At 71.3% G+C, this 11,310-nt stretch carries 12 protein-coding genes, 6 tRNA genes and 2 pseudogenes; 9 read left to right on the top strand and 11 right to left on the bottom strand.

From position 1 onward, the window contains the following. Positions 1-195 precede the first annotated feature (195 nt). Both WBG99_RS29935 and WBG99_RS29930 read right to left on the bottom strand, forming a co-directional pair. Positions 196-270: transfer RNA gene (locus tag WBG99_RS29935), tRNA-Val, on the bottom strand. Positions 271-348: 78 nt separating this feature from the next. Beyond that, positions 349-828 (bottom strand): TIGR02611 family protein, encoded by a 480-nt coding sequence (locus WBG99_RS29930; RefSeq protein WP_338899277.1) that lies wholly within the window; start codon positions 826-828, stop codon positions 349-351. 191 nt (positions 829-1,019) lie between these two features. Here WBG99_RS29930 and WBG99_RS29925 point away from each other — a divergent pair, with 191 nt between their 5' ends. Continuing rightward, positions 1,020-1,433 carry an SsgA family sporulation/cell division regulator gene (locus tag WBG99_RS29925; protein WP_205383713.1) on the top strand — a complete coding sequence of 138 codons (414 nt, stop codon included), beginning with the start codon at positions 1,020-1,022 and terminating at the stop codon, positions 1,431-1,433. 344 nt (positions 1,434-1,777) lie between these two features. After that, positions 1,778-2,338 carry a CGNR zinc finger domain-containing protein gene (locus WBG99_RS29920; RefSeq protein WP_338899275.1) on the top strand — a complete coding sequence of 187 codons (561 nt, stop codon included), beginning with the start codon at positions 1,778-1,780 and terminating at the stop codon, positions 2,336-2,338. Positions 2,339-2,444: 106 nt separating this feature from the next. Here the strand turns inward: WBG99_RS29920 and WBG99_RS29915 are convergent, their stop codons facing one another. Together WBG99_RS29915 and WBG99_RS29910 are read right to left on the bottom strand one after the other, a co-directional pair. Then, positions 2,445-2,597, bottom strand: coding sequence for a hypothetical protein (locus WBG99_RS29915; protein ID WP_338899274.1), 153 nt, complete (start codon positions 2,595-2,597; stop codon positions 2,445-2,447). A 180-nt stretch (positions 2,598-2,777) separates the two neighbouring features. Further along, positions 2,778-3,224: a hypothetical protein gene (locus WBG99_RS29910; RefSeq protein WP_338899272.1), complete on the bottom strand. Its 447-nt coding sequence runs from the start codon at positions 3,222-3,224 to the stop codon at positions 2,778-2,780. Between the two features lie 201 nt (positions 3,225-3,425). Here WBG99_RS29910 and WBG99_RS29905 point away from each other — a divergent pair, with 201 nt between their 5' ends. Then, positions 3,426-3,944 carry a DsbA family protein gene (locus tag WBG99_RS29905; protein WP_338899270.1) on the top strand — a complete coding sequence of 173 codons (519 nt, stop codon included), beginning with the start codon at positions 3,426-3,428 and terminating at the stop codon, positions 3,942-3,944. 25 nt (positions 3,945-3,969) lie between these two features. On the opposite strand, the gene WBG99_RS29900 is transcribed toward WBG99_RS29905, so the two are convergent. From WBG99_RS29900 to WBG99_RS29890, 3 genes are read right to left on the bottom strand one after another with little or no spacing between them, the layout of a single operon-like run. Then, complete coding sequence (locus WBG99_RS29900) at positions 3,970-4,794, bottom strand: GNAT family N-acetyltransferase (protein ID WP_338899268.1); 825 nt, start codon at positions 4,792-4,794, stop codon at positions 3,970-3,972. 53 nt (positions 4,795-4,847) lie between these two features. Beyond that, positions 4,848-5,669, bottom strand: a complete 822-nt coding sequence (locus tag WBG99_RS29895; protein WP_338899267.1) for an aminodeoxychorismate lyase — start codon at positions 5,667-5,669, stop codon at positions 4,848-4,850. After that, positions 5,666-6,709 carry a chorismate-binding protein gene (locus WBG99_RS29890; protein WP_338899266.1) on the bottom strand — a complete coding sequence of 348 codons (1,044 nt, stop codon included), beginning with the start codon at positions 6,707-6,709 and terminating at the stop codon, positions 5,666-5,668. The genes WBG99_RS29895 and WBG99_RS29890 overlap by 4 nt, the downstream gene beginning before the upstream one ends. 158 nt (positions 6,710-6,867) lie before the next feature. Here WBG99_RS29890 and WBG99_RS29885 point away from each other — a divergent pair. From WBG99_RS29885 to WBG99_RS29865, 5 genes are all read left to right on the top strand, one after another. Beyond that, a tRNA-Gly gene (locus WBG99_RS29885) sits at positions 6,868-6,940 on the top strand. A gap of 40 nt (positions 6,941-6,980) precedes the next feature. Further along, a tRNA-Cys gene (locus WBG99_RS29880) sits at positions 6,981-7,054 on the top strand. 1 nt (position 7,055) lies between these two features. Then, positions 7,056-7,127 (top strand) — tRNA-Val (locus WBG99_RS29875). Between the two features lie 40 nt (positions 7,128-7,167). Then, positions 7,168-7,239 (top strand) — tRNA-Val (locus WBG99_RS29870). 34 nt (positions 7,240-7,273) lie between these two features. Continuing rightward, positions 7,274-7,345: transfer RNA gene (locus WBG99_RS29865), tRNA-Val, on the top strand. Positions 7,346-7,400: 55 nt separating this feature from the next. Here the strand turns inward: WBG99_RS29865 and WBG99_RS29860 are convergent. The 4 genes and pseudogenes from WBG99_RS29860 to WBG99_RS29845 form a co-directional block, all read right to left on the bottom strand. Continuing rightward, entirely contained in the window at positions 7,401-7,694 is a 294-nt protein-coding gene (locus WBG99_RS29860; protein ID WP_338900527.1) for a zf-TFIIB domain-containing protein, read from the bottom strand. An 87-nt stretch (positions 7,695-7,781) separates the two neighbouring features. Further along, entirely contained in the window at positions 7,782-8,720 is a 939-nt protein-coding gene (locus tag WBG99_RS29855; RefSeq protein WP_338899265.1) for an aminoglycoside phosphotransferase family protein, read from the bottom strand. A 316-nt stretch (positions 8,721-9,036) separates the two neighbouring features. Beyond that, positions 9,037-9,237 carry a hypothetical protein gene (locus WBG99_RS29850; protein ID WP_338899264.1) on the bottom strand — a complete coding sequence of 67 codons (201 nt, stop codon included), beginning with the start codon at positions 9,235-9,237 and terminating at the stop codon, positions 9,037-9,039. Between the two features lie 254 nt (positions 9,238-9,491). After that, positions 9,492-9,767 (bottom strand): annotated as a pseudogene (locus WBG99_RS29845) (hypothetical protein). 196 nt (positions 9,768-9,963) lie between these two features. On the opposite strand from WBG99_RS29845, the pseudogene WBG99_RS29840 reads away from it, so the two are divergent. Continuing rightward, positions 9,964-11,276 (top strand): annotated as a pseudogene (locus WBG99_RS29840) (serine/threonine-protein kinase). Positions 11,277-11,310 lie beyond the last annotated feature (34 nt).

The following is an 11,310-nucleotide window of genomic DNA, read 5'->3' as shown; positions in this document are numbered from 1 at the left end:
CGCGGAAGCGTCGGGGTCCGACCACGGCGATGCGGAGTCGACGGCACCGCGTCGGCGTGCCGATGACCGGCGGGGCGGCCCTCGCGTCGTCCACCGGCCTTCGGGGGCGCGGGACTCGAATGACGCCTGGAAGATGCCGCGCGCCCACACAGAAACGACCCGGCCCACGTTTCCGCGGGTCGGGTCGTGATCGTCTGGTGGGCGATACTGGGTTCGAACCAGTGACCTCTTCGGTGTGAACGAAGCGCTCTCCCACTGAGCTAATCGCCCGGACGCAGGGTGAACATTACCCCATGTCAGCGGGTGCCTCCGACCACATGCGGCATCCACGGCGCCACCCTCGCGGGATCACTGGTACTCGATGTTCCAGGGCATCTCCAGGCCGAACTTCCACACGTAGACGCCGCCGAGAACGGCCACGATCACCAGGCCGATCGACGTCAGAATGATGTTGCGGCGCCGGACCTTGGGGTCGAGGGCGCGCTGGGTGGCCTCGGTGACCTTCCGCTTGGTCCAGCGGAGCACCAGCTGGGCCCAGACGAATTCGGTGGCCCAGATCGCCATGCCGCCGAAGATCACGACCCAGCCGGGACCGGGCAGCGGAAGCATGATCACGCCGGTGACGACCACGGCGAGCCCGACGACGAAGACGGCCACCTGCCAGCTCAGGTGCAGCATCCGCCGCGCCCTGACGAATTCCGGCGCACGAGATCCGAGCGCCGCTTCGCGCTCGGCCACATCGGCCTCACTGTTCGCTACGTTCGCTTCGCTCTTCGTTCCGTCGGTCGCCACGGCGACCTTCCCCGTTCCGTCACTCCCCGTGCCCATAGGGCCAAATCCTACCGGAGAGAAACCGGTCACTGGAATGGCCGTACCCACAGAAGACGGCCTCCGCCGGATGAGCTACCAAAAGCGACGCAAAACCCCCAGAGGGGTTTACAACGGCACCGTAGGTGGCATGTCGATTTCGCCGACGTGCGAATCCCCGAGCGCACACTGAGCGAAAGGCCATGGCGCTTATGAACACCACGGTCAGCTGCGAGCTGCACCTGCGCCTCGTTGTGTCGAGCGAGTCCTCACTGCCTGTTCCCGCAGGACTGCGGTATGACACGGCCGATCCCTATGCCGTGCACGCCACCTTCCACACCGGAGCCGAGGAAACGGTCGAGTGGGTGTTCGCCCGCGACCTCCTCGCCGAGGGCCTGCACCGGCCCACCGGCACCGGCGACGTCCGTGTCTGGCCGTCCCGCAGCCACGGTCAGGGCGTCGTGTGCATCGCCCTGAGCTCCCCTGAGGGCGAAGCCCTGCTCGAAGCCCCGGCGCGGGCCCTGGAGGCCTTCCTGAAGCGCACAGACGCCGCCGTGCCGCCCGGCACGGAACATCGGCACTTCGACCTCGATCAGGAGCTCTCCCACATCCTGGCGGAAAGCTAGCGCCAGGCCCCACAGAGCCGCCCGGCGCCGTCCACTCGGGGAGACGGCGCGGGCCAAGACAACCGAATACGGCTCAGGCCGACCCGACGACGCCGTCGCCGCGGACCTCCGCGCGGCGGCGTCGCCATGCCGCGTCCGGGCCGCAGCAGCCATGCCGTTCCCGGTCGGTCGCCATACGGCGACCGACCGGAACAGGTCTGGGCACCAATCGGCGCCCTGGCCCGTTCCGGTCGTGTCAGGGGTGCTTCAGGCCGGTCCGTGCCGGTCCACCGCCTCGCCGAGCCATTACCATCGGCCAGCATCGGCGGGCGCCCGCCCGACCCTCGCAGGCCAGGGAGCGAAACGTGCTGATCACCCACGACACCCGGTGCGCCTTCGCCACCGTGGTGGATCTGGTGAACACCGCGCCGGACGGCGACCCGGCGACCGACGGGCTCGCGACGGTCGCGCAGCTCACCGACTTCGTACGAAACCACGAGGTCAGCGATGTCGGCGTGCTGTCGGAGTTCGACCTGTCCGCCGTGCGCAAGGTCCGCGGCCGGTTCACCGAGGTCTTCGCGGCCCCCGACGCGGGCTCGGCCGCCTCGGTCATCAACGATCTGATCGCCGCGGCGGGCACCACCCCCCGGCTCACGGACCACGACGGCTACGACTGGCATGTGCACTACTTCGCGCCCGGCGCGTCCCTCGCGGACCATCTCGCGGCCGACTGCGGCATGGCGCTCGCCTTCTTCGTCGTCGCCGGGGAGCAGGAGCGGCTGCGCCGCTGCGAGGCGCCCGACTGCCGACGGGCCTTCGTCGACCTCTCCCGCAACCGCTCGCGCCGCTACTGCGACAGCCGCACCTGCGGAAACCGCCTGCACGTGGCCGCCTACCGGGCACGCCGCAAGGAGTCGGCGGGCTGAGGACCTCACGCGCCGCCGACGAGTGCGGCGGAGACTGGGACCGGAGTGCGGAGGCGGGGGACTGACGGAGCCCTCGACGGGTGACGTCAGGGGCTCCGTTTACGGCTCAGAGCATCAGCAGGTCGTGCAGTGACGCCATGAGCAGCAGGCAGCCGATCACCGCAAGGAAGATCATCAGCGGTGGCTGGGAGAGCGCGAAGAGACAACCTCGCCGCTCCTGTGGCGGGGCGGCGGTGTCGCTCTGTGTTGTGTCCAGCATCTCGCCGCGATGATGACGCAGTGAGCACCCTCCGCGCGATCAAACCACCCGGAATGACGGAGAGTTCGCCAATATCCACAACGTCCGGAGCGAACGTGATCACTTCGGCGTCGCCGCCCGACCTTCTGTGTCGTTTCACTCCGTGAGCGCTCCGGGCGTCCGACGCGGTACTCCGTCGGATCAGATGCCGTGCTTCTTCAGGATCGCCTCGATGTCGCTGAAGTCGTCCGCGCCGGACGAACCGGACGCGCTCGCCTTCGGCGCGGTCGCCGGGCGGGCCTCCGGCCGGGTGCCCTGGCCGAGCGAGGGCGCCGAGGCCGCCGCGGCTATCGCCCCGGCACCAGACGCCGCGGAGTCCTTCCCGGTGACTCCGCGGCGCCGCTCCACGGCACGGGTGGTCATGAACAGCAACCAGGCGGCGCCGAGCACACCGAAGCCGGCCCACGCGGTCGGGCTGAAGGCGGTGTCGGCCATCCACTGGACGACTCCGGTCATCACCAGGCCGAGCGGCACGAGCGCATAGGCGGCGATACGAGTCGCCCTGAGGAAGCGCTTCCGGTACGCCGTGATCGCGGCGATGCCCAGGCCCGCCGCTGATACGGCGGCACAGACTGTCTCGGCAATCATCCGGTCCTCCAGGCGGTGCTCGGTCGGGCGGTCTCGGTCCGTCCCTTCCATCCTGCACCGCCGCGCGTCCGCTATGCCATGGTCCGGGGAGACCTCAGGGAGATCTCCGGGTCGTCTCGGGGTCGGCCCCCGCTTCCGAGGACCGGCTGCTGCCGTGGAGAGCACCGGCTGGGCCGGTGCGGACCTGGGAGACTGACCCCCATGAGCGACTCCTCCCCCGTACCGTCCGCCGTCGTGCTGGACGTCTGGTGCGATCTCCAGTGCCCCGACTGCCGCAGCGCCCTCGACGACATCCGGGCGCTGCGGGCCCGCTACGGCGCCCGGCTCGACGTACGGCTGCGGCACTTTCCGCTGGAGAAGAACAAGCACGCCTTCGCCGCCGCGCAGGCCGCCGAGGAGGCCGCGGCGCAGGGGCGGGCATGGCCGTACATCGAGGCCCTGCTCGGCCGGGTCGAGGAGCTGGGCCGCGCGGGCGAGCCGTTCCTGGTCGAGGTGGCCCGTGAACTGGGTCTGGACGCCGAGGAGTTCGACACCGCCCTGATCGACGGCCGGCACATCCTGATCGTCGACGCCGACCAGGCCGAGGGCAAGGCGATCGGCGTGAGCGGCACCCCCACCTACGTCATCGGCGGCGAACGCCTCGACGGCGGCAGGAGCCAGGCGGGGCTGCGCGAGCGGATCGAGGAGATCGCCGACCGGCTGCCGGTCCAGGACACCTGACCGCCGGGGCGCCTCCCGGCGGCCGTCAGAGCAGTGGCTTGGACAGGTGGTAGGCGGTCGTCCGGTAGCCGAGCGACTCGTAGAGGCATTCGGCCCGGAAGTTTCCCGCGAAGACGTTGAGGGCGATGGTGGCCTTCCCGGCCGCCACCGCCTGGGCCTCCGCCAGGAGCATGAGCGTACGGCCGTGCCCCCTGCCCCGGTGTGCGGCGTCCGCCTCCACGTTGTACACGAAGGCGGTGTCGTCGGTCAGCCACAACCACAGGGTGCCGACTCTCGTGTCCTCATGTTCCAGCACACTGCACAGGTTGTTCTCGGAGGCCACTCCCTGCGGCAGGCACCGCTCGTAGTCGTCGGCGGCCTTCGCGTACGCCTCCGCCTCGGGCACGCCGCAGGTGATGACGTCCTGTGCGTAGCCCTCCAGCCCGGCCTCCTTCCACGGCCCGTACTCGGCCTCGGTCATGGGCCGGCTCCGGCTGCCCGCGGGCAGTTCGAGCCGGGTGCCGTCGAGGGGCTTGCGCATGCTGCGGTTGCGCAGGACGTAGCCGAGCGCCTGGGTCAGCCGCAGGGCGGGCTCGGCGCCGGCCGGGACGGACGTCTCGATCCGTCGGCAGCCCCAGCCCCGCGCGACCTCCTCGGCGGCGAGTGCGGCCACCGTGGCCCGGCCGCGCCGTCGGTCCGGTTCATCGATCCGCAGATCCAGGATCCGGGCGGCCGAGGAACCCGGGTCGGGGCGCGTACCGAGGTGTATCTCGCCGACGGAGCGGCTGTTCACGCACACCTGGTAGCGGCGCGAACGCGTTCCGTCGGCGGCGTGCTGAAGCGGCTCGATGGGCCGCAGGGTGGTGGTCATCACGGGTGTTCTACCCGCTCCGGGCCGCCGGGTCAGCCCAATATCGGCGACTTTCAAGGATCCAGATCGTTCCCGGACCGCTCGTCGAAGACCCGCATCGCCTTGGCCGTCACCGGGCCCGGCGTGGTCGGCAGTTCGCGGGCGTCGACACGGTGCACGGCCTGCACATCGCGCAGGCTCGACGTCAGGAAGACCTCGTCGGCTCGTTCCAGGACGTCCAGGGGCAGGTCGGTCTCACGAGCGCCGGTCCACTCGACGACGAGCGCGCGGGTGATGCCCGCGAGGCAGCCGGAGGCCACCGGCGGGGTGTGTGTCTCACCCTCGAGGACGACGAAGACGTTGGAACCCGTCCCCTCGCAGAGCCGTCCGACCGTGTTCGCGAACAGCGCCTCCGTCGCGCCCTGTTCGCGGGCGCGGGCGAGGGCGACGACGTTCTCGGCGTACGAGGTGGTCTTCAGGCCGGTGAGGGCACCGCGCTCGTTGCGGGTCCACGGGACGGTGACCGCGGCGGTGGAGTCGGCGCGCCGGGTGGTCTCGCCGAGGGCGACGACGAGGGTCGGACCGTGGTCACCCCGGTCGGACCCCAGGGGGGAGACACCGCCGGTGTAGGTGACGCGCAGTCGGCCGAGGGCCACCGGGTCGGCGTCCAGGACGGCGGAGCAGGCGCGGCGCACCTCGTCGAGGTCGGGGACGGGCAGACCGAGTCCGCGTGCCGAGAGGGCCAGCCGGTCGAGGTGGCGGGTGAGCGCGAACGGCCGTCCGTCGACCGCCTTCACGGTCTCGAAGACGCCGTCACCCACGGTCAGCCCGTGGTCGAGGACGGAGACGCGGGCGGAGTCGATGTCCTTGAGTCCGCCATCGAGCCAGATCTTCACGTAAGGGTCCTCCCACTCGCCTCGTACGTTCCCGACGCTACCGTGAGCAGGCGGGCGGCCTTCAGCTCGGTCTCCAGCCACTCCGCCTCCGGATCCGACCCCCAGGTGATCCCCGCGCCCGTGCCGAAGCGGAGCTCGCCCGCCGCCCGGTCGATCCAGAAGGTACGGATGCCGACGGCCAGCTCCGCGGTGCCCCGGTCGGCGTCGACCCAGCCGATGCCCCCGCAGTACGGGCCGCGCGGCGCGGTCTCCAGGGCGTCGATGATCCGCAGGGCGCTCGACTTGGGCGCGCCGGTGACGGAGCCGGGCGGGAAGGCCGCGGCGAGCAGCTCCGGCCAGCCGGCGGCGGCGCGCAGTTCGCCGTGGACGAGGGAGACGAGGTGGACCAGCCCCGGGTGTTTCTCGACGACGCACAGGTCGGGCACGGTCACGGAGCCGGGGACGCAGACCTGCCCGATGTCGTTGCGGACCAGGTCGACGATCATCACGTTCTCGGCGTGGTCCTTCTCCAGGAGGTCCGCCTCGGTGCGTCCGGTGCCCTTGATCGGCCCCGACTCGACGACACGGCCGTCGCGGCGCAGGAAGAGCTCGGGGGACGCGGTGGCGATCTCCACCCCGTACACCGGGAGGCGAATCGTTCCTGCAAACGGTGCCGGATTGCCGCGCGCCAGCAGCGCGGTCAGTGCGTCCACGTCGGCGTCCGGCGAGACGGGCGCGGACAGCACCCGGCAGAGGTTCGCCTGGTACACCTCACCGGCGGCGATGTGCTCGCGGATCCGGCGCACGCCCGCCGTGTACGTTGCGCGGTCGAGGGACGACGTCCAGTCATCGAGGCCCGGCCCGCGCCACTTTCCCGGCACCGGAGCGGGCGCCGGCGCGCGGCGTACGTCACGGAAGCGCGCACACACCAGACCGCCCTCGTAGTCCGCGCACACGACCCAGAAGCCGGCCGAGTCCAGGGCTGCGGCGTCGCTGGTCACATCGGTGAGGCCGGTGGCCACGAGGTCGCCGAAGCGGGCGAGCGGAGGGAGGTCGCGCACGCACTCGAGTCTAGGGCGGGTGCCCCACCGGGCGGGCCCGGCCGGGTCCTGGACTTGACGCACCGCAGCACGCTGCACAAACGCGTTTTTGTGCTGGCCCCGGAATCCGCTAGAGTTCAACTCGTCGCCGGCACGCGGAAGCGGGCCGGAAACGACAAGCGGACGTAGCTCAGTTGGTAGAGCGCAACCTTGCCAAGGTTGAGGTCGCCAGTTCGAACCTGGTCGTCCGCTCGCAGGAAAGCGGTGGATCTTCCTGAACCCCCGCACTCCTGGTGGAGTGGCCGAGAGGCGAGGCAACGGCCTGCAAAGCCGTCTACACGGGTTCAAATCCCGTCTCCACCTCCAAGGACGATTAGCTCAGCGGGAGAGCGCTTCCCTGACACGGAAGAGGTCACTGGTTCAATCCCAGTATCGTCCACTGAGGCCTCAGGGCTTCTGGAGTCCCAAGGCTTCGACCCGCGCGATTAGCTCAGCGGGAGAGCGCTTCCCTGACACGGAAGAGGTCACTGGTTCAATCCCAGTATCGCGCACGCAAGATCCACAGCCCCTGAGCTGTGACCCCGAGGACGATTAGCTCAGCGGGAGAGCGCTTCCCTGACACGGAAGAGGTCACTGGTTCAATCCCAGTATCGTCCACACACACCGAGCCCCCGGCCGTCTCGTACGGCCGGGGGCTTCGTCGTGTGCCGGCTCAGCTGGAGAACAGCATGTGTCCGAAGCCTCGGTTGTGGCGGCCGTGGTGGCCGTGGTGGCCGCCGTGCGGGGCGCCCCAGGCGGGAGCGGCGTGGCCGCCGCCCGACGGGTACTGCGGGGCGGCCGGCGGCGGTGGAACGGCCGGGCCGCCGCCCCACTGGGACTCCATGCGGGTCAAGGCCTCCAGCTCGCCGTAGTCGAGGAAGATCCCGCGACAGCCGCTGCACTGCTCGATCTGGACGCCATTGCGGTTGTAGGTGTGCATCGGCGCATGGCACTTCGGACACTGCATGTGCATGGTTCGGCTCAACTCCTCGCCGGTCGGTGCTGCTTCGTGCGACGCCAGGACAGACACCGTCCGGCCGTGGTCGGTTGCACCCTACGTCGGGAAAGCGTCCGCCGACTCCGGCGGGATACCTCCCATTCGGTCACACGCGTCCACGACGGACTGCTGCACCTCGTCGAGGGGACGGTCGGCCGCCGTGGACTTCGCGATCGCCAGGGCCGCCGTCTGCACCGTGAGCGCGCGGGCCGGTACGTCCAGTACGGGCCAGGGGTCGCCCTGAGCGGGGACCGCCGGGCCGCCCGCCCGCTGGTACGCGGTGAGGAAGCGGGTCCACTCGTCGGACAGCAGGAGGCCGCAGGCGTACCAGGCGGCGGGGCGCGCGAGGTCCCAGGCCGGGACGCCCACGCCGAGGTCGTCGACGTCGATCAGCCGCCAGGGGCCGGTCGTCGGGTGGCGGACCAGTTGGCCGAGGTGCAGGTCGCCGTGGCAGAGGGTGGTCGTGTCGGGCATGGAGGCCTCGGCCCTGGCCCAGGCGGGGAGGGAGTGCCAGGCGTGGAGAACCGGGGCCGTGGAGGGGTGGTCGGGGGCGGCGGCTTTCAGGCGGGCGATCGCCCGGGCCGCCTTGGCGGGGCCCCGCATGGGTGGCGAGCCTGGGGGCGGGTGCCGCTGGTGGAGGTGGGCGAGGAGGGTGGCCGCCGCCTCCCACGGTGCTTTCTCCGGGGTCTCGGGGTCGACCGGGGTGCCGTACGGCCAGAAGGTGACAAGGCGGCCGTGGAGCGAGGTGGGGGCGGGGTGGAGCGGGCCCAGAAGAATGTCGGGATTGGCGGCGGCGGCGGTCAGACGGAGGGCCAGATCTGTGGGGTTCGTGTCGGGGGCGTGGGCCTTGGCGACGGTGCCGGCATGGCGGACGACCGTACCGTCCGCGCGTTCCGCGAGGACCGTGTCGGGGTGGGCGCAGGGGGTGGATTCGGGGTGGGCCGTGCGTCGCACCTTGGCCTTGAGGGCCGGGAGTACGTCGGCGGTGGTGGTCATGAGTCCCCCTGCGGAAGTCGTACGACGCTGAGCGTGAGCCTACGCAGACAGGCGCCGTCCGCTGGTGCGGGCCGGTGGGAGGTTCCGCTGCACGGCGGTTGCGAGACACCGCTGCGCCGACCCGTGCCGCCCGGCGCCACGACTGCCCAAGGCTGGGGGCATGTGGGATTCCGGTTCAGGCGCGCAAAAGCGCAACGCCCGCGCAGCTCCCCAGCTGCGCGGGCGTCTTGTTGCCGTCCGCCGCACCCCCGTCCCCACGGGGTTTCATGGGTGGATGTCCCCGCCCGGACCGCTCTTCCGGGCCTGGGGTCGCCTCTCAGCGCCCCAGCATCACACCCACGGACGACGCTTGTGTGACCACTGCTTCCCAGCCGCCGAAGGCGTACACGAGCAGGGCCGCCAGGGGGAGGACCATCGCGGTCGCGACCAAGGGGTGGCGACGGCCGACGCGGCGGTCGGCGGTGAACGCCCTGCGCTCCCGTGTGCGGATCCCGGTCCGCGGTGCCGTGTAGGCCATGGTCCCTCCTCCGGCTGTTCTCGTCGGTCTTGCTTGTCTTTGGCAGCGGCGGGTGCATGACCTCGGGGGACGAGTGCCGCACCCGCCGCTTGACTCAAATCTAGGCGCGCGGCGGGTGTGGGTCGTCATGCCCTCGTACCGATTGGCGGGCCTCCCGGAGGATGAGCGGCCACCTGGGACGTACTCCCCAGGGTGGAGACGAGGTCCTAGGTCTCGGGGTCTTCCCGGAGGGGACGCCCGGTCTGTCCCTTCTGCTACGCGCTCCGCTCCGAGCCGTCCTCGCGGGGCACCGGCTGCCCGACCAGCGCGAGGAGCCGGTTTCGCCACGAACCTGGCCGTCCGCACACCTAGCCGACGGGGGTCCCTCCGCGCGAGCGAAGCCGAGCGTGGGGGAGGGTGACTTCGCTCACTTCCACGGCACCTCGCCGTACCGCCGTCTCCACCCGACGGCCGGCCGGGCTCGCGATCACCTCGTAGGTGCGCGTCGTGCCCCCGGCTTCCACGACCATCTCCACACGGTCACCTTTCACGGGTTCAATCCCCCTTCTGTGGCGCATGGTTGGGATCGCGGAGAGCCCAACGCCGTCCCGAACTCCTGTTCCCTGACCGCTCTTCGAGTTTCCCACCCGGCACCGACAATCGATCGGGTCGCGAGGGCGCGGCCTCTGCGCACGCCCGGCCGTGGAAACGTAAGCTGTGGCTCGTCGGACGGAACGGGCAGCGGGGATGAACATGGCGATGATGCGCCTGAGGCGCGAGGACCCGCGTGTCGTCGGCTCGTTCAGGATCCACAGACGGCTCGGCGCGGGCGGCATGGGCGTTGTCTATCTGGGCTCCGACCGGCGTGGACAGCGAGTCGCGCTGAAGGTGATCCGGCCGGATCTGGCGGAGGACCAGGAGTTCAGATCGCGCTTCGCTCGCGAGGTGTCGGCCGCGCGGCGGATCAGGGGCGGGTGCACGGCCCGGCTGGTCGCCGCCGATCTGGAGACGGACCGGCCGTGGTTCGCCACGCAGTACGTGCCGGGACCCTCGCTGCACGACAAGGTCGCCGAGGAAGGGCCCATGTCGGCCGCCGATGTGGCCGCTGTCGGGGCCGCCCTCTCCGAGGGGCTCGTGGCCGTGCACGAGGCCGGTGTCGTCCACCGCGACCTGAAGCCGTCCAACATCCTGCTGTCCCCGAAGGGGCCGCGGATCATCGACTTCGGTATCGCGTGGGCGACGGGGGCCTCGACGCTGACCCATGTCGGTACGGCCGTGGGGTCGCCCGGGTTCCTCGCGCCCGAACAGGTGCGTGGGGCCGCGGTGACGCCGGCCACGGACGTCTTCTCCCTGGGGGCCACGCTCGCCTACGCGGCCACCTCCGACTCCCCCTTCGGACACGGCAGTTCGGAGGTCATGCTCTACCGGGTGGTGCACGAGGAGCCGCAGCTGCGCGGGATGCCCGACGCGCTCGCCCCCCTCGTTCGCGCCTGCCTGGCGAAGGACCCGGAGGAGCGGCCCAGCACGCTGCAGCTGTCGCTGCGGCTCAAGGAGATCGCCGCCCGCGAGGCGCAGGGGCTGGCGGAAGTCCGGCAACCCGCGTCGCGCACGGATCCGGACCGGCCCTCGGGGCGGCTCGCGGAGCAGTACGTCGAGCAGCGCACCCTGCGACAGCCGCCGGAGGACACGCGCGGATCGCAGCGGGGCGCGCCGGGTTCGCCGCCGCCTCGGACCGGGGGTGGCTCCCGGACCGGGGGGGCGGCGGCGCGCGGACCGGCGGTCGCTCGCGGCCCGCGTCGTCCCGCAACACCACCGGCTCCGGCAGGCGGCCCGCGCCGCGCAGTGGCACCGGGCGTCCGGGGTCCCGGACCAACGGGGCCGGGCGGCGGCCCGCCAATCCGCGGTTGCTGCGTCAGCGGCTCGTGGTGTTCGTCGTGGTGACGCTGCTCGCGGCGCTCGGTATCGCTACGGCGCAGGGGTGCCAGGGGCCGTCGCGTGGGCTCGACGGTGACGGGGGACGGAACGGCGGCGTACGGCAGGAGCGGTCGTTGCTGGAGTAGCAGAGCGACCGAGGGGTGACCCGAGGACAGAGTT

This window comes from Streptomyces sp. TG1A-60, assembly GCF_037201975.1.
In the GTDB taxonomy this organism is placed as follows: domain Bacteria; phylum Actinomycetota; class Actinomycetes; order Streptomycetales; family Streptomycetaceae; genus Streptomyces.
This window is presented reverse-complemented; position numbering and strand designations above follow the sequence as displayed.